This window comes from Pseudomonas sp. AE27 (assembly GCF_037113495.1).
GTDB lineage: Bacteria > Pseudomonadota > Gammaproteobacteria > Pseudomonadales > Pseudomonadaceae > Aquipseudomonas > Aquipseudomonas palmensis.
The window spans coordinates 4,179,615-4,205,399 of record NZ_CP146966.1; the positions used below are offsets into that span (position 1 = coordinate 4,179,615).

Sequence of the window (25,785 nt, forward strand, 5' to 3'; positions counted from 1 at the left end):
AGCACAAAGGCGCGGTATTATGCCTGCTTTGTCCGTCGGCAGGCTAAGCCAGCCGGTCGGATAGGCAAGCGAAGAGGAACGGCATGGCGCCCTGGTTGACGGTAGTAGGTATTGGCGAAGACGGCTTCACGGGCCTGGGCAAACAGGCTCGGCATGCCCTGCTGCGAGCCACCAAGGTGTTCGGCAGCCCGCGCCAGCTGGCCCTGCTGCCCCACTGCTCGCGCGCCGAACGGGTCGCCTGGCCCAGCCCGTTTTCCCTGGCGCCACTGCTGGCCGAACGTGGCGAGCCGGTGTGCGTGCTGGCCAGCGGCGACCCGATGCTCTACGGCGTAGGCGCCAGCCTGGCGCGCCAGCTGCCGGCCGAGGCCATGCGGGTGCTGCCTGCACCGTCCTCCTACTCGCTGGCCGCCGCCTGCCTGGGCTGGCCCCTGCAGGACGTGGTCACGCTGTCGGTGGTAGCGCGCCCGGTCGCCGCCGTGGCCGCCCACCTGTACAGCGGCCAGCGCCTGCTGGTGCTGAGCAATGACCGCAGCAGCCCCGCCGCCCTGGCCGCCCTGTTGTGCGAGCGCGGCTTCGGCCCCAGCCACCTGAGCGTGCTGGAGCACCTGGGCGGCGCCGACGAACGGCGCATCGATGCCCGTGCCGATGGCTGGCAGGACGCCGACTTCGCCGACCTCAACCTGGTGGCCATCGACTGCCGGGCCGGCGCCGATGCACCGCGCCTGTCGCCGCTGGCCGGCCTGCCCGATTCGGCCTTCGCGCACGACGGGCAGATCACCAAGCGCGACGTGCGCGCCATCACCCTCGCCCGCCTGGCCCCGCAGCCGGGCGAGCTGCTGTGGGACGTGGGCGCCGGCAGCGGCTCGATCGGCATCGAATGGATGCGCGCCCACCCCAGCTGCCGGGCGCTGGCCATCGAGGCCGACGCCGGCCGCCAGCAACTGATCGAACACAACCGCGACGCCCTGGGCGTGCCTGGCCTGCAACTGGTGCGCGGGCGCGCCCCGCAGGCGTTGCAGGGCCTGGAGCGGCCCCACGCGATCTTCATCGGCGGCGGCGTGACCCGCGAGGGCGTGCTGGACGAATGCTGGGCGCACCTGCGCCCCGGTGGCCGACTGGTGGCCAATGCCGTGACCCTGCAGAGCGAGACCCTGCTGATGAGCTGGCGCGAACGTCATGGCGGCGAGCTCACCCGTATCCATGTGGCCCAGGCGCAGCCGCTGGGCGAGTTCGACACCTGGCGCCAGGCGCTGCCGATCACCCTGCTTGATGTGGTAAAGCCCCTCGATGCGTGACGAAACCGCAGAACAGCCGGCGCCGCTGCGCAGCGGCCTGACCACGGGCAGCTGCGCCACTGCCACCAGCCTGGCGGCGGCGCGCCTGCTGTTGAGCGGGCAATGCGACGACGCGGTGCAGATCACCCTGCCCAAGGGCAGACAGGTGCAGATGCGCCTGGAGTTCTGCCGGCTGGCCGGGCCAGGCGCCGAAGCCGGCACCCTCAAGGATGCCGGCGACGACCCCGACGTGACCCATGGCGCGCTGCTCTACAGCCAGGTGCGGCTGCTGGCCGAGCCGGGCGTGCGCTTTGTCGCCGGCATCGGCGTGGGCACCGTGACCCGCCCCGGGCTGGTGCTGGGGGTGGGCGAGCCGGCGATCAACCCGGTGCCGCGGCGCATGATGACCGAGCACCTGCAGCGTCTGGCCCTGGAGTGCGATTACGCGGGGGGCTTCGAGGTCACCGTGAACGTGCAGGACGGCGACAGCCTGGCCCTCAAGACCATGAACCCGCGCCTGGGCATCCTCGGCGGGCTGTCGATACTGGGCACCAGCGGCATCGTGCGGCCGTTTTCCTGCGCGGCCTACATTGCCTCGATCCACCAGGGCATCGACGTGGCCAAGACCAATGGCTACGAACACATTGCCGCGTGTACCGGCAATGCCAGCGAAGACACCATGCGCCGGGTCTACGGCATTCCCGACATCGCCCTGATCGAGATGGGCGATTTTGTCGGCGCGGTGCTCAAGCACCTGCGCAAGGTGCCGGTTGGCAAGCTGAGCATCTGCGGCGGCTTTGGCAAGATCAGCAAACTGGCGGCCGGGCACATGGACCTGCACAGCCGGCATTCGAGCATCGACCTGCCGCAACTGGCTGGCTGGGCGGCGGCGGTGGGTGCCGACGCCGCGTTGCAGGCGGCGATCATCGGCGCCAACACCAGCCAGCAGGCGTTGGCCCTGGCCAGTGCGGCGGGGGTCGGGCTGGGGGATGCGGTGTGCGAGCACGCGCTGGCTTTCGCCCGCAGCGTGGTGCCGGCGCAGGTACAGGTGGAGGTGTTCGCCATCGACCGCCAGGGCGGCATCGTCGGCCGGGCGGGTGTTCGATGAGCCGGCGCATCCTGTTGCTGGGCGGCGTGACCGAGGCGCTGTTGATAGCCCGTCAACTGGGCCCGCAGCACGTCTACAGCCTGGCCGGTATCGGCCGGGTGCCCAGCGACCTGGCGTGCCAGGTGCGGGTGGGCGGCTATGGTGGGGCCGAGGGCCTGGCCGCTTACCTGCGGGCCGAAGGCATCGGGCTGGTGATCGACGCGACCCACCCGTATGCGGCGCAGATCAGCCGCAATGCGGCACAGGCAGCGCGCCTGGCCGGGGTTGAATGCTGGGCGTTGCGGCGCCCGGCGTGGCAGGCGCAGGCCGGTGACGACTGGCGGGAAGTGGCAGACTGGACGCAGTTGATCGAGGCATTGAAACCGTTTCGCCGGCCCTTGTTCACCCTGGGGCGCGAGCCGTTGCAGCACCTGCACGAGATACCTGCGCAGCAGTTCTGGACCTTGCGCGCGCTGGAGGCGTGCGAGGGGAATGCGCGATGCGAAGTGATCGGCGCGCGAGGGCCGTTTCGCCTGGAGGATGAACGGGCGTTGTTCGAGCGTTGCCGGGTGGATGTGCTGATCAGCAAGAACAGTGGCAGCGCCGCGACCGAACCCAAGCTCGAAGTGGCGCGCGAGCGGGGTGTGCCGGTACTGATCCTGAAGCGGCCGGCGCTGGCGGGGGTGGATCGGGAGTTCGAGGGGGTGGCCGAGTTGTTGGCACAGCTCTGAAGCCAAGCCTTCCAATTCCCGTTGACGCCTTTGCCCACGCGCTTAAACTTGGATATACATTTGGCATATACAAGGGGCGGATCATGGAGCAAGGTGCCGTTTTCAAGAGCAACCGCAGCCAGGCCATACGCCTGCCAAAATCGGTCGCTCTGCCACCAGAGGTGAAGCGCGTGGATATCGTTGCAGTGGGCAGGGCTCGAATCATCACCCCGGCCGGCGAGTGCTGGGACAGCTGGTTCGACGGTGACAGCGTCACCGCCGACTTCATGGCCGGCCGCGAGCAGCCCGCCGATCAGGAGCGAGAAGACTTCTGATGCTCAAGTACATGCTCGACACCAACATCTGCATCTTCACGCTGAAGAACAAGCCTCAGGAAGTACGTGAAGCCTTCAACCTGCATCATGGGCAAATGTGCATCAGCACGATCACCCTGATGGAACTGATGTTCGGTGCAGAAAAATCCTCCGCTCCCGGAAAGAACCTCGCCGTGGTGGAAGGCTTCGCCGCTCGCCTTGAAGTACTCGACTACGACGTACCCGCCGCTGCGCACTGCGGGCAACTGCGAGCAGAGCTGGCCAGGCTGGGGACACCTATCGGCCCTTATGACCAGATGATCGCCGGACATGCCCGCTCACGCGGCCTGATCCTGGTATCCAACAATCTTCGCGAATTCGCTCGTGTGCCCGGGCTGCGCACCGAAGACTGGCTCGGGCAACGAGGCTGACCCTGACGCCCCACCTGCGACACTCCATCACACCCCGGCTTTTTTACATATACTTCGACATCTGGCTAAATAGCCCCACTCGATTCCTGACCGGATCTCCCCATGCCCGCACACCGGCTCGCCTACGCCTGGATCGCCTGCTTCGCAGTGCTGTTCAATCTGCTGGCCATGCCGTTGTCCGCCGCCGCTGCAAAAGCCCAACCCGAACAACTGCTGTGGGGCACCTTCTGCTCCAGCGGCGTGACCAAGATGATCGCCATCTCGCTGAATGCCCCCGACGGCCAACAGCAGAACGACGACCACTCCACCATGCAGCACTGCTGGTGCTGCTCCGGCACTGCCCCGCTGCTGGCCCTGCCCGGCCACCCGCCACGGCTGGTGACGTCCGAGCACACCCTCAACACCCCGTCACCGCTACTCGCCAGCTACCACCCCACGCCACGCCAGCAATGGCCCGCGCTCAATCCCCGTGCCTCCCCCCAGGCCTGAGTTCACTACGCTACCAGTTGCGAACCTGACCCGAACGGAGATTGACCATGCTCAAGAACGCCCTGCTGCTGGCCGCCCTGCTGCTGCCCGCCACCTTTGCCAACGCCCATGAATACACCGTGGGCGACCTGCATATCGCCCACCCGTGGTCGCAGGAGCTGCCGCCCAACGCCCCCAACGTGGCCGCCTATTTCATCGTGCACAACAACGGCAAGAGCGCCGACCGCCTGCTCGGCGTCGACAGCCCGATCACCGACAACGCCGAACTGCACGAGCATGTGCACAAGGACGGCCTGATGAAGATGCAGCAGGTGCAGGGTGTCGACATCCCCGCCGGCGCCGACCTGGTGTTCGCCCCCGGCGCCTACCACGTGATGCTGATGCAGCCCAAGGACCGCAGCCTGCTCAGCGACGGCAAGCGCTTCCCGCTGACCCTGCATTTCCAGAAGGCCGGCAACATCACGGTCGAAGTGGCCGTGCAGAAACAGGCCCCCGAGGGCACCGCCCACAGCCATTGATTCGCTGACGGCTGCACGCCATGCGCCTGCCCCGCAGCAGGCTCGCCCGCCCCGCTGACCTCCAACGAGCACGCGGCAGCTGGCTGAGCCTGTTCGCCATGTTGATGATCTTCATCGGCCCACTGGTCTCCCAGTCGATGCCGATGGATCACCGTGCCTCCATGCCCGGCATGGACATGGCCATGGACTGCCACTCAGGCAGCCACGCCAGCAGCCCGGCCGACAACCCGGCAGCGCTGCACGTCATCTGGGAAAAGTGCGGCTACTGCAGCCTGTTCTTCCACTGCCCGGCGCTGCCGCAGACGCTCAGCCTGCTCGACACCGAGGCCGTCTCGCCCCACACCACCCTGCGCGCCCAGCCGCGCCAGGGCCATGCGCGCCAGGCCATCTTCCCCGGCGCCCGCAGCCGCGCGCCACCTGCCCACATCGTCGTCTGAACCCACTTTGCATGCGCCCCAGGGCCCGGCTTGCTGCCGAGGCTCTTGCGCACCCTCACGACCACACGATGTTGGAAATACTATGTCCGGCTCTACCGTTACCCTGCGCCTGTCGCTGCAAGGCACCATCGCCCTGCTGTGCGGCACCCTGTTCAGCCACGTGGCCCTGGCCGCCGACAGCGGCCACGAAGGCCACGACCACGCCGAACTGAGCCCCACGGTGATCACTGCCGTGGCGCCCAGCTCGCCGCTGACCATCGTCACCAACCCCAAGGACCCACGCCAGCCGGTACCGGCCAGCGACGGCGCCGACTACCTCAAGACCATCCCGGGCTTCTCGGCCATCCGCGCCGGTGGCACCAACGGCGACCCGGTGCTGCGCGGCATGTTCGGCTCGCGCCTGAACATCCTTACCAACGGCGGCGTGATGCTCGGCGCCTGCCCCAACCGCATGGACGCACCCACCTCGTACATCTCGCCGGAAACCTACGACCGCCTCACCGTGATCAAGGGCCCGCAGAGCGTGCAGTGGGGCCCCGGCGCCTCGGCCGGCACCATCCTCTTCGACCGCGAGCCCGAACAGTTCGGCGAGCTCGGCAGCCGCGTCAACGCAAGCCTGCTGGCCGGCTCCAACGGGCGCTTCGACAAGGTGCTGGATGCTGCGGCAGGCAACGCACAGGGCTATGCACGCTTTGTCGGCAACCAGTCGCGCTCCGACGACTACAAGGACGGCAACGGCGACACCGTGCCCTCGCGCTGGGACAAGTGGAACGGTGACGTGGCCCTGGGCTGGACCCCGGATGCCGACACCCTGCTCGAACTCACTGCCGGCAAGGGCGATGGCGAGGCGCGCTATGCCGGGCGCGGCATGGACGGTTCGCAGTTCAAGCGCGAAAGCCTGGGCCTGCGCTTTGAGAAATCCAACCTGGGCGGGGTGCTCGACAAGCTCGAAGCCCAGGTCTACTACAACTACGCCGACCACGTGATGGACAACTACAGCCTGCGCACCTCGCCCACCAGCGGCATGATGGCCGGGCCGATGGTCAGCAACGTCGACCGCCGCACCCTCGGCGGGCGGCTCAAGGCCACCTGGCGCTGGGAGGACGTGACCCTGGTCAGCGGTGTCGATGCGCAGACCAACGAACATCGCCAGCGCGGCGGCATGGGCGTGGATGCGCACAAGGCCGAGCCCTGGACCAAGGACGCGGACTTTCACAACTATGGCGTGTTCGGCGAGCTGACCTGGGAAACCTCCAGCCAGGACCGCCTGGTCAGCGGCGCGCGCCTGGACCGCGCCTCGGCCAAGGATTTTCGTGAAGCCAGCGCCACCCGCGGCAACACCCGCGCCGACACCCTGCCCAGCGGGTTCGTGCGCTACGAGCACGACCTGCTCGACCTCCCGGCCACCACCTATGTGGGCCTGGGCCATGCCCAGCGCTTCCCCGACTACTGGGAGCTGTTCTCGCCCAAGTCGGGCCCGGCCGGCTCGCTCAATGCGTTCGACTCGATCAAGCCGGAGAAGACCACCCAGCTGGACGTGGGCATCCAGTACAAGACCGAGCAGCTCGAAGCCTGGGCCTCGGGCTATGTCGGCCAGGTGCGCGACTACATCCTGTTCGACTACCGTCCCGGCATGATGGGCATGCTCAGCTCCCAGGCGCAGAACATCGATGCCCGTATCATGGGCGGCGAGCTGGGCGCGGCCTATCAGTTCGCGCCCAACTGGAAAGCCGACGCCACCCTGGCCTACGCCTGGGGCAAGAACAGCAGCGATGGCAAGGCGCTGCCGCAGATGCCGCCGCTGGAAAGCCGCCTGGGCCTGACCTACAGCCGCGACGCCTGGAGCGCCGGTGCGCTGTGGCGCCTGGTCTCGGCGCAGAACCGCATCGCCGAGGGTTCCGGCAACGTGGTGGGCAAGGACTACGAGAAAAGCGCAGGCTTCGGCGTGTTCTCGCTCAACGGCGCCTACCGCGTGAGCAAGAACATCAAGCTCAGTGCCGGCGTCGACAACCTGTTCGACAAGGCCTACGCCGAGCACCTGAACCTGGCGGGCAACGCCGGCTTCGGCTACCCGGCCAGTGATCCGCAGGCGATCAACGAGCCAGGGCGTACCCTCTGGACCAAGGTCGACCTGAGCTTCTGATGCACCACCCGGGCGCGGCCACTGGCCGCGCCCTCTGGCAGACCGGCGGCGCCAACCTGAGCCCTGCTCATGCAGCACATGAGCACGCTGCGCTACCGCCAATCGGCAAAATGTTACATTATACGCCCCGGAAAACACCCGCCTCGAACCCGGCGCACCGACGCGCCCGGGCCTTATGGACAAGCGATTCCCCTTCCGATGAACAAGTACCTGATCGGCTCCCTGAGCCTGCTGGCCGCGTGCGATTGCGCCCTGGCCAACACCCTGACCCTGCCAGCCGGCACCATCACCGCCACGGCCGACGCCGAACAGCGGGTCAGCCTCGATACCCCGACCAGCGCCGGTTCGCGCCTGAACCTGAACGCCCTGCAAACCCCGGGCAGCGTCGAGAGCCTGAGCGGCGAGCAGGTACGTGCACGTGGCGATCGCAGCGTACAGGACGGCGTGTCGCGCAGTACCGGCATCAGCCGCACCGGCACCCCGGGCGATGGCGGCACCTCGCTGCAGGCCCGCGGCTTCACCGGGCAGAGCTCGGTTATGCAGCTGTTCGACGGCAACCGCATGTACACCGGCATGGGCACCGTGACCTTCCCGGTGGACACCTGGTCGGTGGAACGCATCGACGTTCTGCGCGGCCCGGCCTCGGTGCTGTATGGCGAAGGCGCCACCGGTGCGGTGGTCAACGTGGTGCCGAAAAAGCCCTTCGAGGGCGAGATCGTCAACCACCTGCGCCTGGGCTACGGCAGCCACGACAGCCAGCAGACCGCCCTCGACAGCGGCGGCTCGCTCACCGACAGCCTGAGCTACCGCCTGAACATCAACCAGCTGCGCAGCAACGGCTGGATCGACCACGGCGACTCCAGCAGCACCGCCATCAGTGCGGCGCTGCGCTGGCAGGCCAATGACGACCTGGCCTTCACCCTGGCGCACGACTATGGCGACCAGAAGCCGATGAACTACTTCGGCACGCCGCTGATCAACGGCCACCTGCGCGAGAGCCTGCGCGACAAGAACTACAACATCAGCAACGACAAGCAGCACTACAACGACCAGTGGACGCGCCTGACCACCGAGTGGCAGATCAGCGACAGCGTCAGCTCCACCAACGAGCTGTACTACCTCAAGGCCAACCGCCGCTGGCAGAACGCCGAGAACTACACCTGGGATGCGGCCAGCCAGCAACTGCTGCGCAGTGGCAACTTCGGCATCAAGCACCAGCAGGAGCAGGTGGGTGATCGCCAGACCTTCACCTTCAGGCACAGCCTGTTCGGCCTCGACAGCCAGACCCTGGTGGGCGCCGACTACAACCGCATCCGCTTCCAGCTCAACAGCAACGCGCCGTTCAACGACAGCATCGTCGGCGGCGAGCCGATCGACCTGCGCCACCCGCAGCGCAGCGGCTTTGCCAGCGATTCGGCGTACCGTCCGCAGTTCGACAGCCTGACCCACCAGTTCGCGCTGTTCGCCGAAAACCGCCTGCAGCTCACCGAGCGCCTGTCGCTGGTGACGGGCGTGCGCCGCGACGTGGTGCACCTGGACCGCAACGACCTGCGCAGCGAAGTGACCGGCAACACACGCAGCGACACCAGCCTGGACGGCAACAACTGGAAGGCCGGGCTGGTGTTCGCCCTCACCCCCGAAACGTCGCTGTACGCCCAGCACGCCACCAGCACCGATGGCGTTGGCGGCTTGATCTCGCTGAGCCCCGACCAGCAGCAGTACGGCCTGGCCAAGGCGCGCCAGACCGAGGTCGGGGTCAAGCAGCAGTTCTGGCAGCAGCGTGGCGAATGGACCCTGGCGGCGTACCACATCGTCAAGAAGGACCTGCTCACCGACGACCCGTCGCAGATCGGCACCGGCCGGCAACTGCAGGTGGGCAAGCAGTCTTCCGACGGCATCGAGGCCAGCCTGGACCTGCAGCTGCCGCACGACTGGCAGGTACAGGCCAACGCCGCGTTCGTGCGTGCACGCTATGACGAATTCGAGCAGGAGGTGAACGGCGTGATGGTATCGCGGGCCGGCAACCGCCCCACCGACGTACCGGGGCGCACCGCCAACCTGTGGCTGAGCAAGGGCCTGACCGACAGCCTGCGCGCCGGCGCCGGGGTGCGCTATGTGGACGGGCGCTATGCCGACATGGGCAACACTACCCGGCTGCCGAGCTACACGGTGGTGGATGCCTCGGTGGCGTGGCAGGTGCTCAGCGATACCACGCTGGGCCTGCAGTTGAACAACCTGTTCGACCGTCGGTACGCGCAAAGTCAGTACAATGACGGCCAGCAATGGATCCTGGGTGAGCCGCGCTCGTTCTTCGTGACGGCCGACTACACCTTCTGACCGCGTCGCCCCATTCGCCGGCAAGGCCGGCTCCTACACACCACACCGGTCCTGCAGGAGCCGGCCTTGCCGGCGAAGAGGCCCGAATAGACGACACATGACCACCCTGAACATCCACAACCTGCACTGGTCCCCCAAAGGCCACGGCCACTGCCACCACCAGTTCCAGCTGCGTGGCGTCGACCTGCAGGTGCGCCCCGGCGAATTCGTCGGCCTCATTGGCCCCAACGGCAGCGGCAAGACCAGCCTGCTGCGGTGCGCCTACCGCTTCAACGCCCCCGAACGCGGGCACATCACCCTCGACGACCACAACCTCTGGCAACAATCGCCGCGCTGGTGTGCCCAGCGCATCGCGGTGGTGCTGCAGGAGTTTCCCGACGCGTTTGGCCTGAGCGTGGCCGAAGTGGTCGCCATGGGGCGCATTCCGCACCAGGGCCTGTTCGACGGCGACAGCCGCCAAGACCGCCAGCGTGTGCAGCAGGCGCTGCTCGATGTCGGCCTGCACGGCTTCGACGACCACGCCTTCGCCACCCTCTCGGGCGGTGAAAAGCAGCGCGTGATCCTGGCCCGCGCCCTGGTGCAGCAACCGCGCGTACTGATCCTCGACGAGCCGACCAACCACCTCGACCCGCGTTACCAACTGGCCCTGCTGCACCAGGTGCGCCAGCTGCGCATCGCCACCCTGGCCAGCATCCACGACCTGAACCTGGCCGCCGCCTTCTGCGACCGCCTGTACGTGCTCGACCACGGCCGCATCGTGGCCAGCGGCACACCGCACCAGGTCCTCACCGCCGAGCTGCTGCGCGAGGTGTTCGGCGTTCAGGCGCTGATCGACCGCCACCCGCTGGCCGACCATCCACGCATCACCTGGATAGCCCCCCAATGATTCGATCCGCCCTGCTTGCCGCGCTGCTGCTGGTCGCCGGCCCGGCCCTGGCCGAGGCCACGCGCTACCCGCTCACGGTGCACAGCTGCAACCGCGAGGTGACCTTCGCCAAGGCCCCCGAACGCGCCCTGAGCCACGACATCAACATGACCCAGATGATGCTCGCCCTGGGCCTGCGCACGAAGATGGTCGGCTACAGCGGCGTCAGCGGCTGGAAGGCAGTGACCCCGGCGCTGCGCAAGGAACTCGACGGCCTGCCGGAGCTGGCCAGCAAGTACCCTTCGGTGGAAACCCTGCTCAACGCCAACGTCGACTTCTTCTTCGCCGGCTGGGACTACGGCATGCGCGTGGGCGGCGACCTCACCCCGCAGAGCCTGGCACCGCTGGGCATCGCGGTGTACGAGCTGACCGAGTCGTGCGCGTTCGTGATGAAGCGCCCGCCGGCGAGCCTGGACGACACCTACACCGACCTGCGCAACCTGGGCCGGATCTTCGACGTGCAGGCCCGCGCCAGCCAGCTGATCGAGCAGATGCAGCAGCGCGTGGCCAGCGTGCAGCAGCACCTGCCGGCGCAGCGCCCGCGGGTGTTCCTGTATGACAGCGGCGAAGACCGCGCCATGACCTCCGGGCGCCTGGGCATGCCCGAGGCGCTGATCAACGCCGCCGGCGGGCGCAACATCCTCGATGACATCGAGGCCAGCTGGACCCGCGTGAACTGGGAAAGCGTGGTCGAACGCAACCCCGAGGTGATCGTGATCGTCGACTATGGCGAGATCACCGCCGCGCAGAAGCAGCAGTTTCTGGAACAGCACCCGGCCCTGCAATCGGTCGACGCGGTGCGTAACCGGCGCTTCGTGGTCATCCCCTATGTGGCCGCCACGCCGAGCCTGGAAAACGTCGAAGCGATCGAGGCCATCGCCAAGGGCCTGCACGGCGCATGAACACTCGCTATCGCCTGATGCTGCTGGCGCTGAGCGGCCTGCTGCTGGTGTCGTGCGTGCTCTCGCTGGGGTTCGGTTCGGCCCCGGTGCCGGTCGAGGTGGTCGCCCGGGTGCTGCTGTTCAAGGTGTTCGGTATTGCCCCCGAGGTGCCCGCCTGGACCGCCGGCCAGGAACATATCGTGTGGCTGATCCGGGTGCCGCGCATGCTCCTGGGCGCGCTGGTGGGCGGCGGCCTGGCGATGATCGGCGCGGTGCTGCAGGCGGTCACGCGCAACCCGCTGGCCGACCCGCACCTGCTCGGCGTGACCTCCGGCGCCACCCTGGGTGCGGTGCTGGTGGTGCTGCATGTGGGTGAACTGATCGGCGTGCTGACCCTGCCGCTGGCAGCCTTTGTCGGCGCGCTGTGCAGCATGCTGCTGGTGCTGGCGATTGCCAGCCGGCATGGCCGCCTGGACAGCGACCGCCTGTTGCTGTGCGGGGTGGCCGTGGCCTTCGTGATGATGGCGCTGGCCAACCTGCTGCTGTTCATGGGCGATCATCGTGCAAGCTCGGCGGTGATGTTCTGGATGCTCGGCGGCCTGGGCCTGGCGCGCTGGGAGCTGCTGGCGGTGCCGGCAGCCAGCGTGCTGCTGGGGCTGGGCCTGCTGCTAGGCATGGCACGCGCGCTCAATGCGCTGATGGCCGGCGAGCAGACCGCCGTGACCCTGGGCCTGAACGCACGCTCGGTGCGCCTGCTGGCGTTTCTGATCTGCTCGCTGCTGACTGGCGTGCTGGTGGCGATCAGCGGCTCCATCGGCTTTGTCGGCCTGATGGTGCCGCACATTGCGCGGCGCCTGGTGGGCGCCGAGCACCGCCGGCTGCTGCCGGTGTCGCTGCTGCTGGGCAGCCTGTTCCTGATCTGGGTGGATGTGGCCGCACGCACCCTGATCGCCCCTGAAGACCTGCCCATCGGCATCGCCACGGCGGCCATCGGCGGGCTGTTCTTCATCGGCATGATGCGCCGGCGCTGAACTGCTGCCTGGCGCTGAGCCCTTGCCTGGCCCGGAAATCCTGCCTTGACCGCGATCAACAAAGCGGTGCGAACGTACCAACTTGAGACGTATTGCCACCTCGCCAGGGCAAAAGCCCGTGATAGCCTAGCGAGCGCTTCACGCACAAGAAGACTGACTTCTCAATGGAATGCCACCCATGACCAACCAGCAACCGCCGGACACCCCGGCCCACGACCTGCAACGCAACCTCACCAACCGCCATATCCAGCTCATCGCGATTGGCGGGGCCATCGGCACCGGCCTGTTCATGGGCTCGGGCAAGACCATCAGCCTGGCTGGCCCGTCGATCATCTTCGTCTACATGATCATCGGTTTCATGCTGTTCTTCGTCATGCGTGCCATGGGCGAACTGCTGCTGTCGAACCTCAACTACAAGTCGTTCATCGATTTCTCCGCCGACCTGCTCGGCCCCTGGGCCGGCTACTTCACCGGCTGGACCTACTGGTTCTGCTGGATCATCACCGGCATTGCCGACGTGATCGCGATCGCCGCCTACTCGCAGTTCTGGTTCCCTGACCTGCCGCAATGGGCGCCGGCCCTGGCCTGCGTCGGCGTGCTGCTGTCGCTGAACCTGATCACGGTGAAGCTGTTCGGCGAAATCGAGTTCTGGTTCGCCCTGATCAAGATCATCGCGATCATGGCGCTGGTGTGCACCGGCCTGTACATGGTGTTCGTCGGCTTCCAGTCACCCACCGGCACCAGTGCACAGCTGAGCAACCTGTGGAATGACGCGGGCATGTTCCCCCATGGCCTGATGGGCTTTTTCGCGGGCTTCCAGATTGCCGTGTTCGCCTTCGTCGGCATCGAACTGGTGGGCACCACCGCCGCCGAGGCGAAGAACCCCGAGCGCACCCTGCCGCGGGCGATCAACTCGATCCCGATCCGCATCATCATGTTCTACGTGCTGGCGCTGATCGCGATCATGGCCGTAACCCCGTGGCGCGACGTGGTGCCGGGCAAGAGCCCGTTCGTCGAGCTGTTCGTGCTGGCCGGGCTGCCGGCGGCGGCGAGCATCATCAACTTCGTGGTGCTGACCTCGGCGGCCTCCTCGGCCAACAGCGGGGTGTTTTCCACCAGCCGCATGCTGTTCGGCCTGGCCCAGCAGGGCGATGCGCCGAAAAGCTTCGAGACCCTGTCCAGCCGCAAGGTGCCGGCCAACGGCCTGTACTTCTCGTGCACCTGCCTGCTGCTGGGCGCGGCCCTGATGTACGTGATCCCCGACCTGATCGAGGCCTTCACCCTGGTGACCACGGTGTCGGCGATCCTGTTCATGTTCGTGTGGACGCTGATCCTGCTGTCGTACCTCACCTACCGCAAGGAGCGTGCGCCGCTGCACCAGGCCTCGAAGTACAAGATGCCGGGCGGGCGCTTCATGTGCTGGGTATGCCTGACGTTCTTCGCCTTCATCCTGGTGTTGCTGTGCCTGGAGAGCGATACCCGCCAGGCCCTGCTGGTGACGCCGCTGTGGTTCGTGCTGCTGGCCGTGACCTACCAGACCGTGCGCCGCAAGCGCCAGGCGCGTGTGCCGGTGCCCGCTACCACGCCGCGTCAGTCGTAGTCGTACTCCTGCTGCTGGAGGGCTTGGGCAAGCCCTTCCAGCACGCCATCGGCCTCGGCCCGCTGTTCGGGCGAAGGGCCGCTGGCAAACTGGCTGCGCTGCTGGCCCAGGGTGAGGAACGCATTGTCGCCATCACCCCAGATATACGAATAGACCAGCAGGAAGCTGTCCGACTCCGGCTTGGCGTACTTCGCCATCTGACGCAGAGGGGCCAGCAGCTGGATCATCTCGCCATAATTGTTGGTGAACTCCACCAACGCGAACTGCCAGACCTGCGACGCCTCGTCGTACTGCATCAGGCTGCCGTACATGCAGTCGACCCAGCCCTGAAGCAAATCGCCCAGCGCCACCGCATTTTCAGGCGCCTTCTGGTCAAGATCACGTACCCCGTGCACCTCGGCGGCGTCCAGCCATTGCTGCCAGTCATCAAACTCGCCAGCGCTCGCCGCAGGTGAGGTAATCGCGGCCTGGTACTGGGCCGGGGTGATGTTGCAGCGAAAGTACAGCGATGACGCTTCCATGGCGAAAATCCTTGAGCCGAGTTGAAGTGAGGGCGCAAGCATAAGGCATCGCCGTGAACTATTGCTGTGCAGTCTTGCGCGTACTGCACCACGGCAAGCGCCATCCCGGTGCACCCAGCCTGCCCTGCACCTTGTGAACACGCCGCTGGCAAGCCTGTGTAAGACATCGGCACAGCCCTTGCTAAAGCTCTCTGCACAAAGTCGCCGTCTGCCCAGCAGAACCATTCGATCCCATGGAGAGAGCACTATGAAGCGTCGCAGTCTGATCAAGGCATTCACCCTCAGCGCGTCGATTGCCGCGATGGGCCTGAGCTGGACGGTCCAGGCCGCCGAGACCATCAAGGTCGGCATCCTGCATTCGCTGTCGGGCACCATGGCGATCTCCGAGACCTCGCTCAAGGACATGGCCCTGATGACCATCGAGCAGATCAACGCCAAGGGCGGGGTCAACGGCAAGCTGCTGGAGCCGGTGGTGGTCGACCCGGCCTCCAACTGGCCGCTGTTCGCCGAGAAGAGCCGCCAGTTGCTGACCCAGGACAAGGTCGCGGTGGTGTTCGGCTGCTGGACCTCGGTGTCGCGCAAGTCGGTGCTGCCGGTGTTCGAGGAACTCAACGGGCTGCTGTTCTACCCGGTGCAGTACGAAGGTGAAGAGATGTCGCCCAACGTGTTCTATACCGGGGCAGCGCCCAACCAGCAGGCGATCCCGGCGGTGGAATACCTGATGAGCGAGGACGGTGGCGCGGCCAAGCGCTTCTTCCTGCTGGGCACCGACTACGTCTACCCACGCACCACCAACAAGATTCTGCGTGCGTTCCTGCACAGCAAGGGCGTGGCCGACAAGGACATCGAGGAGGTGTACACCCCGTTCGGCCACAGCGATTACCAGACCATCGTGGCCAACATCAAGAAGTTCTCGGCCGGGGGCAAGACGGCGGTGATCTCCACCGTCAACGGCGACTCCAACGTGCCGTTCTACAAGGAACTGGCCAACCAGGGCCTGAAGGCCACCGACGTACCGGTGGTGGCGTTCTCGGTGGGTGAAGAGGAGCTTCGCGGCATCGATACCAAGCCGCTGGTGGGGCACCTGGCGGCGTGGAACTACTTCGAGTCGGTGGACAACCCGGTCAACACGCAGTTCGTGGCCGACTGGAAGGCCTATGCCAAGGCGAAGAACCTGCCGGGCGCCGACAAGGCAGTGACCAACGACCCGATGGAGGCCACCTATGTGGGCATCCATATGTGGGCCCAGGCGGTGGAAAAGGCCAAGAGCACCGATGTGGACAAGGTGCGCGAGGCGCTGGCTGGGCAGACGTTCAAGGCGCCGTCGGGCTTCACCCTGACCATGGACAAGACCAACCACCACCTGCACAAGCCGGTGATGATCGGCGAGATCCAGGATGACGGGCAGTTCAGCGTGGTGTGGCAGACCGAGCAGCCGCTGCGCGCGCAGCCGTGGAGCCCGTTCATTCCGGGCAACGACAAGCGGCCGGATTATGCCGTGAAAGGCAACTGAGGCAGGGGGCCGCCGTGCGGCCCATTCGCCGGCAAGGCGCTTCCTTGCCGTTGTAGGAGCCGGCCTTGCCGGCGAATGCCGACTCCAGGACACCGATATGCCCAAGGTCCTCCACCGACTGTTGCTCGCCTTGCTCCTGCTGCTGCCTCTGGCAGCCCGGGCCGCTGGCGACGCCGACTACTTCATCGCCGCCAAGCCCAACGAACAGGCCAGCCTGCTGCAGGGCTGGGCGGCGCAACCCGACCCCGCGCGCCTCGAACTGCTGAGTTCGCTGCAGCAAGGCCGCCTGGGCCCGGACGACAGCCGCAAGCTGCGCCTGAACAACCGCCTGCGCGGCCTGGTGGACAACGCCCTGGCCAGCCATCAACTGCTCAGCGATGACGCCAGGGTCCGCCTGGCCGCCGCCCAGCAACTGCAGAAAAGCGCGCAGCCCGCTCAGGTCGCCTTCCTCGACCGGCGCTTTGCCAGCGAGCCCGACGCCGCCGTGCACGCAGCCCTGGGCCTGGCCCTGGCCAACCTGCAACTGGTCGCGACAGACCCCGCCGTACGCCTGGCCGCCGTGCGCCTGCTGGGCGAAACCGGCGACCCGATGGCCCGCACCCGCCTCGAAAGCCTGCTCGACCCCAGTGTGGAAACCGACCCCACGGTGCGCACCGCCGCCGAAACCAGCCTGGCCCAGGTCAAGCGCAAGCTGCTGATCGGCGAGCTGCTCGGCCAGGCCTTCAGCGGGCTGTCGCTGGGTTCGATCCTGCTGCTGGCAGCCCTGGGCCTGGCGATCACCTTCGGCCTGCTGGGGGTGATCAACATGGCCCACGGCGAAATGCTGATGCTCGGCGCCTACAGCACCTACGTGGTGCAAGTGCTGGTGCAGCGCTACGCCCCCGGCGCGCTGGACTTCTACCCGCTGCTGGCACTGCCGGTGGCCTTCGGTGTGAGTGCCGGGGTCGGCATGCTGCTCGAACGCACGGTGATCCGCCACCTGTACGGGCGCCCGCTGGAAACCCTGCTGGCCACCTGGGGCATCAGCCTGATCCTGATCCAGGCCATCCGCCTGCTGTTCGGCGCGCAGAACGTCGAGGTGGCCAACCCGGCCTGGCTCTCCGGCGGCCTGCAGGTACTGCCCAACCTGGTGCTGCCCTACAGCCGCCTCGTGATCATCGGTTTCGCCCTGTGCGTGGTGCTGCTCACCTGGCTGCTGCTCAACCGCACCCGCCTGGGCCTGAACGTGCGCGCCGTCACCCAGAACCGCAACATGGCCGCCTGCTGCGGCGTGCCCACCGGGCGCGTGGACATGCTCGCCTTCGGCCTGGGTTCGGGTATCGCCGGCCTTGGCGGTGTGGCCCTGAGCCAGATCGGCAACGTCGGCCCGGACCTGGGCCAGAGCTACATCATCGACTCGTTCCTGGTGGTGGTGCTCGGTGGCGTCGGGCAACTGGCCGGCAGCCTGTGGGCCGCGTTCGGCCTGGGCATAGCCAACAAGTTGCTGGAGCCGCAGATCGGTGCGGTGCTCGGCAAGATCCTCATCCTTGCGCTGATCATTCTGTTCATCCAGAAGCGTCCGCAAGGCCTGTTCGCCCTCAAGGGACGGGTAATCGACTGATGAACCAGCCACTGCTTGTCACTGCTACACAAAAGGCCGGCCCGCGCCTGACCCTGGCCGTCGGCGCCCTGGTGCTGCTGGTGCTGATCGCCCTGCCACTGCTGTCGTTGCTGCCAGCCGGCCACAGCCTGCAGGTGTCGGCCTACACCCTGACCCTGGTGGGCAAGATCCTGTGCTACGCCATCGTAGCCCTGGCACTGGACCTGGTGTGGGGCTACGCCGGGTTGCTGTCGCTGGGCCATGGCCTGTTCTTCGCCCTGGGCGGCTACGCCATGGGCATGTACCTGATGCGCGAAGCGGCCGGCGACGGCCTGCCGGCGTTCATGACCTTTCTGTCGTGGAGCGAGCTGCCGTGGTACTGGGCCGGCACCCAGCACTTTGCCTGGGCACTGTGCCTGGTGGTGCTGGCGCCGGGGCTTTTGGCGCTGGTGTTCGGCTACTTCGCGTTCCGTTCGCGGATCAAGGGCGTGTACTTCTCGATCATGACCCAGGCCCTGACCTTTGCCGGCATGCTGCTGTTCTTTCGCAACGAGACCGGCTTTGGCGGCAACAACGGCTTCACCAACTTTCGCAGCATCCTGGGTTTCGAGATCACCGCCCAGGGCACCCGCGCGGTGCTGTTCCTGCTCACCGTGGCCTTGCTGGCGGGCAGCCTGTACCTGGGCTGGCGCCTGGCGCGCAGCAAGTTCGGGCGCGTGCTCACGGCGCTGCGCGACGCCGAGAACCGCCTGATGTTCTGCGGCTACGACCCGCGCGGCTTCAAGCTGTTCGTGTGGGTGCTGAGCGCCGTGCTGTGCGGCCTGGCAGGTGCGCTGTACGTGCCGCAGGTGGGCATCATCAACCCCAGCGAGATGTCGCCCACCAACTCCATCGAGGCCGCCGTGTGGGTAGCCCTGGGCGGGCGCGGCACGCTGATCGGGCCGTTGCTGGGCGCCGGCGTGGTCAATGGCATGAAGAGCTGGTTCACCGTGGCGTTCCCCGAGTTCTGGCTGTTCTTTCTCGGTGCGCTGTTCATTCTGGTAACGCTTTACCTGCCCAGGGGCGTGGTCGGTCTGCTGAAGAAAAGGGGTGAACAATGAGAAGCGTACCGCTGCCTGCCGTACACCCCGAGTTCATGCTCGAACCGATCATCGACGCCGGCAGCGGTCGCGATGCCATCGGCCTGGGCCAGGCACGCCAGCCGGGGCTGGACGTGCGCCACGGCACGGTGCTGACGCTGGAGGACATCAGCGTGAGCTTCGACGGTTTCAAGGCGCTGAATGCGCTGAACCTGTACATCGGCGTGGGCGAGTTGCGCTGCATCATCGGGCCCAACGGGGCGGGCAAGACCACGCTGATGGACGTGATCACCGGCAAGACCCGCCCCACCACCGGCAAGGCCTGGTTCGGCGAGACCCTGGACCTGACACGCATGAGCGAGGTGCAGATCGCCCAGGCCGGCATCGGGCGCAAGTTCCAGAAGCCGACGGTGTTCGAGGCCTTGAGCGTGTACGAAAACCTGGAACTGGCGCAGAAGGCCGACAAGTCGGTGTGGGCCAGCCTGTGCGCAAGACTCGGCGGCGAACAGCGCGACCGTATCGACCAGGTGCTGCAGACCATTCGCCTGACCGGGTCGGCGCAGCGCCCGGCGGGGTTGCTGTCCCATGGGCAGAAGCAGTTTCTGGAGATCGGCATGCTGCTGATGCAGGACCCGCAGTTGCTGCTGCTGGACGAACCGGTGGCGGGCATGACCGACGCCGAGACCGAATTCACCGCCGAGCTGTTCAAAAGCCTGGCCGGCCGGCATTCGCTGATGGTGGTGGAGCACGACATGGGGTTTGTCGGCAGCATTGCCGACCATGTGACGGTGCTGCACCAGGGCAGCGTGCTGGCAGAGGGTTCGCTGGAACAGGTGCAGGCCGATGATCGGGTGATCGAGGTTTATCTGGGGCGCTGAAAAGCTTCGACGGCAACGCCGGCTCCTACAGAGACACCGCGGCTCTGGTAGGCGCCGGCCTTGCCGGCGAAGAGGCCGGTACAGACAAAAAAGGACAAGGTACATGCTGAAAATCGACACCCTGCACCAGTACTACGGCGGCAGCCACATCCTGCGTGGCCTGTCGTTCCAGGCCAAGGTCGGTGAGGTCACCTGCCTGCTGGGCCGCAACGGCGTGGGCAAGACCACCCTGCTGCGCTGCCTGATGGGCCTGCTGCCCGCCCGCGAAGGCAGCGTGCACTGGGAGGGCCAGGCCATCACCACGCTCAAGCCGCACCAGCGCGTGCACGCCGGAATCGCCTACGTGCCCCAGGGCCGCGAGATCTTCCCGCGCCTGACGGTGGAGGAGAACCTGCTGATGGGCCTGTCACGCTTCGGCGCCAGCCAGGCGCGGGAGGTGCCGGCCTTCATCTACGAACTGTTCCCGGTACTGCTGCAGATGAAACACCGCCGCGGCGGCGACCTGTCCGGTGGCCAGCAACAGCAACTGGCCATCGGCCGCGCCCTGGCCAGCCGCCCGCGCCTGCTGATCCTCGACGAGCCCACCGAAGGCATCCAGCCATCGGTGATCAAGGAGATCGGTGCGGTGATCCGCCAACTGGCCGCGCGTGGCGACATGGCGATTCTGCTGGTGGAGCAGTTCTACGACTTTGCCGCCGAACTGGCCGACCAGTACCTGGTGATGTCCCGCGGCGAGATCGTGCAGCAGGGCCGCGGGGAAAACATGGAGGCCGAAGGTGTACGCGGCCTGGTTACGATTTAATCTGTGCGCCTGTCCCGTTTCGAGAGCCTGTCATGAATCACATCCGCGACGCCGTGCACGCCGACCTGCCGGCCATCCGTGATATCTACAACGACGCGGTGCTCAACACCCTGGCGATCTGGAACGAGCAGACGGTCGACCTGGGCAATCGCCAGGCGTGGTTCGCGGCGCGCCAGGGGCAGGGTTATCCGATTCTGGTGGCGGTGAATGAGGCAGGGGACGTGCTGGGCTATGCCTCGTTCGGCGACTGGCGCCCGTTCGAGGGGTTTCGCCACACCGTGGAGCATTCGGTGTACATCCGCAGCGACCAGCGCGGCCAGGGCCTGGGGCCGTTGCTGATGCAGGCGCTGATCGAGCGTGCCAGGGGCTGTGGCAAGCATGTGATGGTGGCGGCGATCGAGAGCGGCAATACGGCGTCGATCCGCCTGCACGAGCGGCTGGGCTTCACCTTGAACGGACAGATGCCGCAGGTGGGGGTGAAGTTCGGCAAGTGGCTGGATCTGACCTTCATGCAACTGATGCTGGCACCGGGGGCAGAGCCCAGGGATTGAGCCGCGGCCTTCGCCGGCAAGGCCGGCTCCTACACTGGAGCCGGCGTTGTCGGCGAAGGCGTCAGTCAGCCTTGCACAAACCTGCCCAGGCGCTGCTTCAACATCGAATTCTCACTGCGCAACTGCTTCACTTCCTCCAGCAGCTCCAGCGCCAGCGCCACCCCTTCCCACTCCAGTTCCAGCTCCTGGTGCAGCTTGGCCGCGCGCTTGGCCAGCACCGGGGCACGGTCGTCGAACACCCATTCCTCCGGCGTTCGCCCCGAAGGTTCAACGATGCCGTGCTCGACGATCTCGATCACGTAGGCTGCCGGTACATCGGCCTCCTGACAAAGGGTTCGCATGTCCAGTTGAACGATCAGGGTACTGCTCATGGTCACTTACTCCATTGAGTTCGCGGGTTGAACCCGGCCTTCTCCGACAGTTTGGTCCACAGTTCGCGGGCTTCGGCGCTCGATTGCGTCGGCATCACCACCTTCAGCTGCGCATACAGGTCGCCACGCTGGCCCTGCTTGTTGCTCAGGCCCATGCCCTTGATGCGCAGGCGCTGGCCGCTCTGGCTGTCGGGGCGGATGGTCAGGTTGACCTTGCCGGTCAGGGTCGGCATCTCGACCTTGGTGCCCAGCGCAGCCTCCCACGGTGCCAGCGGCACGGTGATGATCAGGTCATGACCTTCGACATCGAACAGCGGGTGGGGTGCCAGGCGAATGATCAGGTACAGGTCGCCATTGGCGCCGCCGCCCACGCCCGGTGCACCCTGGCCCTTGAGGCGGATGCGCTCGCCGTCGGTCACCCCGGCAGGGATCTTGACGTTGAGGGTCTTGGTGGTGTCGCCCGTGCGCTGCCCGGCCGCGTTGTACTGCGGCACCTGGAAGCTGATCTTCTTCGACTCGTTGGCCAGGGTTTCCTCGAGGAAAATCGCCAGTTCCATTTCCACGTCCTGCCCTCGCCGACCGGCACTGCGTTGCTGGCCACGGCCAAAGGGGTTGCCGTTGCCACGTCCGGCCGAGCCGAAAATGGAACTGAAGAAGTCCGAGAAGTCGCCGCCGCCAAAGTCGGCACCGCCACCGCCACCGCCACGGCTTTCCCAGCCCGGCGGGCCCTGGAAGGGCCGGCCGTGCTGGCCGTACTTGCGCAGCTCGTCGTATTCGGCGCGCTTTTCAGGGCTGCTCAGGGCCTCATAGGCCTCGTTCACTTCCTTGAAGTGGTTTTCGGCGTCGCGCTCTTTGCTGACGTCCGGGTGATACTTGCGCGCAAGCTTGCGGTAGGCGGTCTTGATCGCCTTTTCATCCGCCGTGGGCTCTACGCCAAGGATCTTGTAATAGTCTTTGAAGTCCATCTTTACGATTCACCATCGGTTATCGAATGCATCACTGCTGTGAAGATTGGGGTCAAGCATAGCCTTTCAAGTCGGACAAAGGATTGCTGTCGAGCAGATATTCGGTCTTGATTCTGCCGATGGCTGGCATAAACTGCGCGGCCGTTTTTCCCCCGGAAGCACACCCATGAGTCACGCATCCCCGGCCCGCGCCTGCGGTATCGACTTCGGCACCTCCAATTCCACCGTCGGCTGGCACCGTCCCGGCGTGGATTCGCTGATTGCCCTGGAAGACGGCAAGATCACCTTGCCCTCGGTGGTGTTCTTCAATATCGAGGAGCGGCGCCCGGTCTATGGCCGGCTGGCCCTGCACGAGTACCTGGAGGGCTACGAAGGCCGCCTGATGCGCTCGCTCAAGAGCCTGCTGGGCTCCAAGCTGATCAAGCACGACACCAGCGTGCTGGGCACCGCGCTGCCGTTCAAGGACCTGCTGGGCATGTTCATCGGCGAGCTGAAGAAGCGTGCCGAGGCCAATGCCGGGCGCGACTTCGACGAGGTGGTGCTGGGCCGCCCGGTGCATTTCGTCGACGACGACCAGGCCGCCGACCAGGAGGCCGAAGACACCCTGGCCGAGGTGGCGAAGAAGATCGGCTTCAAGGACGTGTCGTTCCAGTACGAACCCATCGCCGCAGCCTTCGACTACGAGTCGAGCATCCAGGGCGAAGAGCTGGTGCTGATCGTCGACATCGGCGGTGGTACCTCGGACTTCTCGCTGGTACGCCTGGCCCCCGAGCGCCACATGCTCGATGACCGCCACGCCGACATCCTGGCCACCGGTGGCGTGCACATCGGCGGTACCGACTTCGACAAGCAGCTGAGCCTGCAGGGCGTGATGCCGCTGTTCGGCTATGGCAGCCGCATGAAAAGCGGTGCCTTCATGCCCACCAGCCACCACATGAACCTGGCCACCTGGCACACCATCAACTCGGTGTACTCGCAGAAATCCCAGCTGGCGCTGGGCAGCATGCGCTACGACATCGAGGACACCGACGGCATCGACCGTCTGTTCAAGCTGATCGAACAGCGCGCCGGGCACTGGCTGGCGATGGAAGTGGAAGCCACCAAGATCGAGCTGACCCACAGCGACAGCCGCCTGGTCGACCTCAAGCGCGTGCAGCCCGATCTGAGTGTGGAGTTGACCCGTGCGCTGTTCGAGGCGTCCATCGACAGCCTGCTCGAACGTGTGCGTGGCAGCGTCGGCGAGCTGCTGAACAAGGCCGGTGTAGGGGTGGCGCAGGTCGACACGGTATTCTTCACCGGCGGCTCCAGCGGCATCCCTGCACTGCGCCAGAGCGTGGCGGCCATGCTGCCCAACGCGCGCCACGTCGAGGGCAACATCTTCGGCAGCATCGGTAGCGGCCTGGCGATCGAAGCCCGCAAGCGTTACGGCTAGCCCGCCGCCCCACAAGGACGTGAACAGATGAGTTTCAAACCCCTGGCGCTGATCAGCGCCTTGCTGCTGGCCGGTTGCAACGACGACCTGATGACCCTGCGCTTCGAGGACTCGGCCGGGTCCTCGGGCACCGGCCTGGACGCGCGCAAGCAGCAGATGATCGACGAGGCCCTGGTGCAACGCCAGATCGACCCGAAAAGCCTGCGCTGGCGGGTCGACCTCGAAGACCAACACCTGGTGTACGTGAGGGAACTGCAGCCGCTGGGCGAGGCGCAGCGCAAGGCGTTGCGCGAACCGTTCGACGAGATCCTGCAGGTACGCGCGGCGAACACGCTGCAGATCGAACTCACCCTGGACATCACCCCCGAGCAACGCCAGGCCCTGAGCGCGGCAGAGCGCCAGCGGATCGACGCGCTGCCGCAACCGTTGTTGATCCCGCTGGAGCTCAGCCCGACGGTGCTGACCATGGCGCTGATGCCCAGGGACGACGACAACGTGCCGCGGGACGTGACCGAACGCATCAACTCCAAGGTCACCTGCCAACTGCAGGCGCTGCCGGTAAAGCCGTTGCCGGAAGGCATCACCGGCCTGTGGCAGATGACGCTGGACACGGCCAATCAGGTCAGCGTCGAGCTGGGCGAAGCGCACTACCCGGCGCATTACCGGCTGACCGACGCCGGCCTGCAAGGCAGGATCGACAAAGGCGAACTGTGGCTCGTCGAGCCGAACTACCTGTCGGTGGACCCACTGGTGGTGATGCTGGGCTTTTCGGACCTGGGGCAACAGCGGCTGTACCGCAGTTTTCCGTTGCAACCCAATGCTTCGCAGCTGATCCATTCGTGCGAAAGCGCTGCCAATCACTTGCCACGCCCCCTGAGCTTTCGGGTCGGGGACGGCCTGGACCGGCTCGAATCGGTGACCTACAAGGAAGAAACCCAATGAACCTGGCCAGAACCCTGGCACTGTCGAGCGCGCTGCTGCTGGGCGGCTGCGGCGATGAAACATTCATGAGCGTGCGCTTTCAGACCGACGTCGGCACCGCCCGCTGGGGCCTGGACCCGATCAACCTGCAGATGATCGGCGAGGCCCTCGAACAGCGCCAGGTCGACCCCAAGCGCCTGCGTTTCGACGTGGATGCCGAGGACAAGCGCCTGGTGCATGTGGTGCTGCTGCAACCGCTGGATGAACAGCAGCAGGCCGCCTTGCGCGGGCTGTTCGAGGACATCGTGCAGGCGCGCAACGCTGTCACCTTCGCTATCGAAGTCACCCTGCAACCCACCGCCGCCGAGCGCCAGCGCCTGACCCCAAGCCAGCTGCAGGCCCTGGAGGCGATGCCCGCCTCGTTCACCCTGCCCGCCGAACCGGGCGACGAAGTGAGCACGGTGGCCGCGATGCCGGAGCAATGGCCGGGCACCACGATGGATGTCAACGAACAGGTGCAGGCCGAGGTCAGTTGCCTGCTGTACATCAGCCCGCGCCAGTATTACCCGGGCATGACCGACGTCTACGCGGCCAAGGGCGATGACCCGCAGCGGGTGGTGCTGGAGTTTGCCGAAACAGGCGAAGCGAATGCCTTCAGCCTGTGGAAGGTGAGTGCCCGCTACCGCTTCAAGCAGGCCAGCCTGCAGCAGCAGGTCGACAAGGGTGAACTCGCGCTGCTGCCGGCTGACGAGCAGAACCGCAAGAGCCTGAGCATCGCGTTCAAGCTGGCGGACCTGGGCGAGCACGAGCTGATGCGTGCCTACCAGATCGACTATCGGGTCAAGGCCCTGAACAGCCAGTGCTACGCCGAGCAGATGAAGCTCGGGCGGCCTTATACGTTCTTCATGGGTGCGGGGCTGGATCGGGTGGAAGCGGTCACTTATCCACAGAAATGAGTTGGCCTCGTCGCCAGCAAGGCTGGCGAAGAGGCCCGTC

26 protein-coding genes are annotated in these 25,785 nt (G+C 66.3%); 23 read left to right on the forward strand and 3 right to left on the reverse strand.

Features of this window, described 5'->3' with window-relative positions:
- Positions 1-83: 83 nt before the first annotated feature.
- From V9K84_RS19150 to cycA, 14 genes are all read left to right on the forward strand, one after another.
- Complete coding sequence (locus tag V9K84_RS19150) at positions 84-1,295, forward strand: bifunctional cobalt-precorrin-7 (C(5))-methyltransferase/cobalt-precorrin-6B (C(15))-methyltransferase (protein WP_058541568.1); 1,212 nt, start codon at positions 84-86, stop codon at positions 1,293-1,295.
- A complete protein-coding gene (locus tag V9K84_RS19155) occupies positions 1,288-2,382 on the forward strand; it encodes a cobalt-precorrin-5B (C(1))-methyltransferase (protein WP_043863475.1) in 1,095 nt (364 codons plus the stop codon). The genes V9K84_RS19150 and V9K84_RS19155 overlap by 8 nt, the downstream gene beginning before the upstream one ends.
- Positions 2,379-3,092, forward strand: coding sequence for a cobalt-precorrin-6A reductase (locus V9K84_RS19160; protein WP_088514160.1), 714 nt, complete (start codon positions 2,379-2,381; stop codon positions 3,090-3,092). Before V9K84_RS19155 ends, V9K84_RS19160 begins: the two co-directional genes overlap by 4 nt.
- 83 nt (positions 3,093-3,175) lie before the next feature.
- The gene (vapB, locus tag V9K84_RS19165; protein ID WP_088514159.1) at positions 3,176-3,406 is read left to right on the forward strand and encodes a type II toxin-antitoxin system VapB family antitoxin; all 231 of its coding nucleotides are present in this window, start codon (positions 3,176-3,178) and stop codon (positions 3,404-3,406) included.
- Positions 3,406-3,816, forward strand: a complete 411-nt coding sequence (gene vapC, locus V9K84_RS19170) for a tRNA(fMet)-specific endonuclease VapC (RefSeq protein ID WP_088514158.1) — start codon at positions 3,406-3,408, stop codon at positions 3,814-3,816. Before vapB ends, vapC begins: the two co-directional genes overlap by 1 nt.
- 102 nt (positions 3,817-3,918) lie before the next feature.
- Positions 3,919-4,305 (forward strand): DUF2946 domain-containing protein, encoded by a 387-nt coding sequence (locus tag V9K84_RS19175; protein WP_054916153.1) that lies wholly within the window; start codon positions 3,919-3,921, stop codon positions 4,303-4,305.
- A gap of 47 nt (positions 4,306-4,352) precedes the next feature.
- Complete coding sequence (locus V9K84_RS19180) at positions 4,353-4,823, forward strand: copper chaperone PCu(A)C (RefSeq protein WP_043863478.1); 471 nt, start codon at positions 4,353-4,355, stop codon at positions 4,821-4,823.
- Positions 4,824-4,843: 20 nt separating this feature from the next.
- Positions 4,844-5,260, forward strand: a complete 417-nt coding sequence (locus tag V9K84_RS19185) for a DUF2946 domain-containing protein (protein WP_088514157.1) — start codon at positions 4,844-4,846, stop codon at positions 5,258-5,260.
- 82 nt (positions 5,261-5,342) lie between these two features.
- Positions 5,343-7,403 carry a TonB-dependent copper receptor gene (locus V9K84_RS19190; RefSeq protein WP_043863480.1) on the forward strand — a complete coding sequence of 687 codons (2,061 nt, stop codon included), beginning with the start codon at positions 5,343-5,345 and terminating at the stop codon, positions 7,401-7,403.
- Positions 7,404-7,601: 198 nt separating this feature from the next.
- Positions 7,602-9,740: a TonB-dependent receptor gene (locus V9K84_RS19195; RefSeq protein ID WP_088514156.1), complete on the forward strand. Its 2,139-nt coding sequence runs from the start codon at positions 7,602-7,604 to the stop codon at positions 9,738-9,740.
- 97 nt (positions 9,741-9,837) lie between these two features.
- Positions 9,838-10,626 carry an ABC transporter ATP-binding protein gene (locus V9K84_RS19200; protein WP_043863482.1) on the forward strand — a complete coding sequence of 263 codons (789 nt, stop codon included), beginning with the start codon at positions 9,838-9,840 and terminating at the stop codon, positions 10,624-10,626.
- A complete protein-coding gene (locus V9K84_RS19205; protein WP_058541574.1) occupies positions 10,623-11,567 on the forward strand; it encodes an ABC transporter substrate-binding protein in 945 nt (314 codons plus the stop codon). Before V9K84_RS19200 ends, V9K84_RS19205 begins: the two co-directional genes overlap by 4 nt.
- Complete coding sequence (locus V9K84_RS19210; RefSeq protein ID WP_043863484.1) at positions 11,564-12,577, forward strand: iron ABC transporter permease; 1,014 nt, start codon at positions 11,564-11,566, stop codon at positions 12,575-12,577. The genes V9K84_RS19205 and V9K84_RS19210 overlap by 4 nt, the downstream gene beginning before the upstream one ends.
- A gap of 178 nt (positions 12,578-12,755) precedes the next feature.
- Positions 12,756-14,177 carry a D-serine/D-alanine/glycine transporter gene (cycA, locus tag V9K84_RS19215; RefSeq protein WP_054916158.1) on the forward strand — a complete coding sequence of 474 codons (1,422 nt, stop codon included), beginning with the start codon at positions 12,756-12,758 and terminating at the stop codon, positions 14,175-14,177.
- Here cycA and V9K84_RS19220 read toward each other — a convergent pair.
- Positions 14,168-14,698 (reverse strand): hypothetical protein, encoded by a 531-nt coding sequence (locus tag V9K84_RS19220; RefSeq protein WP_088514155.1) that lies wholly within the window; start codon positions 14,696-14,698, stop codon positions 14,168-14,170. The genes cycA and V9K84_RS19220 overlap by 10 nt on opposite strands.
- A 247-nt stretch (positions 14,699-14,945) precedes the next feature.
- Between V9K84_RS19220 and urtA the strand changes: the two genes are divergently transcribed.
- From urtA to V9K84_RS19250, 6 genes are all read left to right on the forward strand, one after another.
- Entirely contained in the window at positions 14,946-16,211 is a 1,266-nt protein-coding gene (gene urtA, locus V9K84_RS19225; RefSeq protein ID WP_043863487.1) for an urea ABC transporter substrate-binding protein, read from the forward strand.
- Between the two features lie 97 nt (positions 16,212-16,308).
- Positions 16,309-17,811: an urea ABC transporter permease subunit UrtB gene (gene urtB, locus V9K84_RS19230; RefSeq protein WP_088514154.1), complete on the forward strand. Its 1,503-nt coding sequence runs from the start codon at positions 16,309-16,311 to the stop codon at positions 17,809-17,811.
- Positions 17,811-18,890 (forward strand): urea ABC transporter permease subunit UrtC, encoded by a 1,080-nt coding sequence (gene urtC, locus V9K84_RS19235; protein WP_043863489.1) that lies wholly within the window; start codon positions 17,811-17,813, stop codon positions 18,888-18,890. Before urtB ends, urtC begins: the two co-directional genes overlap by 1 nt.
- Entirely contained in the window at positions 18,887-19,747 is an 861-nt protein-coding gene (gene urtD, locus V9K84_RS19240) for an urea ABC transporter ATP-binding protein UrtD (RefSeq protein ID WP_167400197.1), read from the forward strand. Before urtC ends, urtD begins: the two co-directional genes overlap by 4 nt.
- Before the next feature lie 103 nt (positions 19,748-19,850).
- Positions 19,851-20,549 carry an urea ABC transporter ATP-binding subunit UrtE gene (gene urtE, locus V9K84_RS19245; RefSeq protein WP_043863491.1) on the forward strand — a complete coding sequence of 233 codons (699 nt, stop codon included), beginning with the start codon at positions 19,851-19,853 and terminating at the stop codon, positions 20,547-20,549.
- A 32-nt stretch (positions 20,550-20,581) separates the two neighbouring features.
- Positions 20,582-21,100, forward strand: coding sequence for a GNAT family N-acetyltransferase (locus V9K84_RS19250; RefSeq protein WP_088514153.1), 519 nt, complete (start codon positions 20,582-20,584; stop codon positions 21,098-21,100).
- Positions 21,101-21,165: 65 nt separating this feature from the next.
- Here the strand turns inward: V9K84_RS19250 and V9K84_RS19255 are convergent, their stop codons facing one another.
- Both V9K84_RS19255 and cbpA read right to left on the reverse strand, forming a co-directional pair.
- A complete protein-coding gene (locus V9K84_RS19255) occupies positions 21,166-21,471 on the reverse strand; it encodes a chaperone modulator CbpM (protein WP_043863493.1) in 306 nt (101 codons plus the stop codon).
- Positions 21,472-21,473: 2 nt separating this feature from the next.
- Positions 21,474-22,436 carry a curved DNA-binding protein gene (gene cbpA, locus V9K84_RS19260; protein WP_043863494.1) on the reverse strand — a complete coding sequence of 321 codons (963 nt, stop codon included), beginning with the start codon at positions 22,434-22,436 and terminating at the stop codon, positions 21,474-21,476.
- A 166-nt stretch (positions 22,437-22,602) separates the two neighbouring features.
- Here cbpA and V9K84_RS19265 point away from each other — a divergent pair, with 166 nt between their 5' ends.
- Genes V9K84_RS19265 through V9K84_RS19275 form a run of 3 tightly spaced genes read left to right on the forward strand, consistent with a single transcriptional unit; the run spans position 22,603 to position 25,745 of the window.
- Complete coding sequence (locus tag V9K84_RS19265; protein ID WP_088514152.1) at positions 22,603-23,868, forward strand: Hsp70 family protein; 1,266 nt, start codon at positions 22,603-22,605, stop codon at positions 23,866-23,868.
- 27 nt (positions 23,869-23,895) lie between these two features.
- On the forward strand, positions 23,896-24,810 hold the full coding sequence (locus V9K84_RS19270; protein ID WP_088514151.1) for a hypothetical protein: 915 nt from the start codon (positions 23,896-23,898) through the stop codon (positions 24,808-24,810).
- Entirely contained in the window at positions 24,807-25,745 is a 939-nt protein-coding gene (locus V9K84_RS19275; RefSeq protein ID WP_078479884.1) for a hypothetical protein, read from the forward strand. The genes V9K84_RS19270 and V9K84_RS19275 overlap by 4 nt, the downstream gene beginning before the upstream one ends.
- Positions 25,746-25,785: the final 40 nt, after the last annotated feature.

What these genes read in the sequence shown, in the direction of transcription:
- V9K84_RS19150 (WP_058541568.1), top strand. Translation starts at nt 84, where the DNA reads ATGGCGCCCTGGTTGACGGTAGTAGGTATTGGCGAAGACGGCTTCACG.
- V9K84_RS19155 (WP_043863475.1), top strand. Translation starts at nt 1,288, where the DNA reads ATGCGTGACGAAACCGCAGAACAGCCGGCGCCGCTGCGCAGCGGCCTG.
- V9K84_RS19160 (WP_088514160.1), top strand. Translation starts at nt 2,379, where the DNA reads ATGAGCCGGCGCATCCTGTTGCTGGGCGGCGTGACCGAGGCGCTGTTG.
- vapB (WP_088514159.1), top strand. Translation starts at nt 3,176, where the DNA reads ATGGAGCAAGGTGCCGTTTTCAAGAGCAACCGCAGCCAGGCCATACGC.
- vapC (WP_088514158.1), top strand. Translation starts at nt 3,406, where the DNA reads ATGCTCAAGTACATGCTCGACACCAACATCTGCATCTTCACGCTGAAG.
- V9K84_RS19175 (WP_054916153.1), top strand. Translation starts at nt 3,919, where the DNA reads ATGCCCGCACACCGGCTCGCCTACGCCTGGATCGCCTGCTTCGCAGTG.
- V9K84_RS19180 (WP_043863478.1), top strand. Translation starts at nt 4,353, where the DNA reads ATGCTCAAGAACGCCCTGCTGCTGGCCGCCCTGCTGCTGCCCGCCACC.
- V9K84_RS19185 (WP_088514157.1), top strand. Translation starts at nt 4,844, where the DNA reads ATGCGCCTGCCCCGCAGCAGGCTCGCCCGCCCCGCTGACCTCCAACGA.
- V9K84_RS19190 (WP_043863480.1), top strand. Translation starts at nt 5,343, where the DNA reads ATGTCCGGCTCTACCGTTACCCTGCGCCTGTCGCTGCAAGGCACCATC.
- V9K84_RS19195 (WP_088514156.1), top strand. Translation starts at nt 7,602, where the DNA reads ATGAACAAGTACCTGATCGGCTCCCTGAGCCTGCTGGCCGCGTGCGAT.
- V9K84_RS19200 (WP_043863482.1), top strand. Translation starts at nt 9,838, where the DNA reads ATGACCACCCTGAACATCCACAACCTGCACTGGTCCCCCAAAGGCCAC.
- V9K84_RS19205 (WP_058541574.1), top strand. Translation starts at nt 10,623, where the DNA reads ATGATTCGATCCGCCCTGCTTGCCGCGCTGCTGCTGGTCGCCGGCCCG.
- V9K84_RS19210 (WP_043863484.1), top strand. Translation starts at nt 11,564, where the DNA reads ATGAACACTCGCTATCGCCTGATGCTGCTGGCGCTGAGCGGCCTGCTG.
- cycA (WP_054916158.1), top strand. Translation starts at nt 12,756, where the DNA reads ATGACCAACCAGCAACCGCCGGACACCCCGGCCCACGACCTGCAACGC.
- V9K84_RS19220 (WP_088514155.1), bottom strand. Translation starts at nt 14,698, where the DNA reads ATGGAAGCGTCATCGCTGTACTTTCGCTGCAACATCACCCCGGCCCAG.
- urtA (WP_043863487.1), top strand. Translation starts at nt 14,946, where the DNA reads ATGAAGCGTCGCAGTCTGATCAAGGCATTCACCCTCAGCGCGTCGATT.
- urtB (WP_088514154.1), top strand. Translation starts at nt 16,309, where the DNA reads ATGCCCAAGGTCCTCCACCGACTGTTGCTCGCCTTGCTCCTGCTGCTG.
- urtC (WP_043863489.1), top strand. Translation starts at nt 17,811, where the DNA reads ATGAACCAGCCACTGCTTGTCACTGCTACACAAAAGGCCGGCCCGCGC.
- urtD (WP_167400197.1), top strand. Translation starts at nt 18,887, where the DNA reads ATGAGAAGCGTACCGCTGCCTGCCGTACACCCCGAGTTCATGCTCGAA.
- urtE (WP_043863491.1), top strand. Translation starts at nt 19,851, where the DNA reads ATGCTGAAAATCGACACCCTGCACCAGTACTACGGCGGCAGCCACATC.
- V9K84_RS19250 (WP_088514153.1), top strand. Translation starts at nt 20,582, where the DNA reads ATGAATCACATCCGCGACGCCGTGCACGCCGACCTGCCGGCCATCCGT.
- V9K84_RS19255 (WP_043863493.1), bottom strand. Translation starts at nt 21,471, where the DNA reads ATGAGCAGTACCCTGATCGTTCAACTGGACATGCGAACCCTTTGTCAG.
- cbpA (WP_043863494.1), bottom strand. Translation starts at nt 22,436, where the DNA reads ATGGACTTCAAAGACTATTACAAGATCCTTGGCGTAGAGCCCACGGCG.
- V9K84_RS19265 (WP_088514152.1), top strand. Translation starts at nt 22,603, where the DNA reads ATGAGTCACGCATCCCCGGCCCGCGCCTGCGGTATCGACTTCGGCACC.
- V9K84_RS19270 (WP_088514151.1), top strand. Translation starts at nt 23,896, where the DNA reads ATGAGTTTCAAACCCCTGGCGCTGATCAGCGCCTTGCTGCTGGCCGGT.
- V9K84_RS19275 (WP_078479884.1), top strand. Translation starts at nt 24,807, where the DNA reads ATGAACCTGGCCAGAACCCTGGCACTGTCGAGCGCGCTGCTGCTGGGC.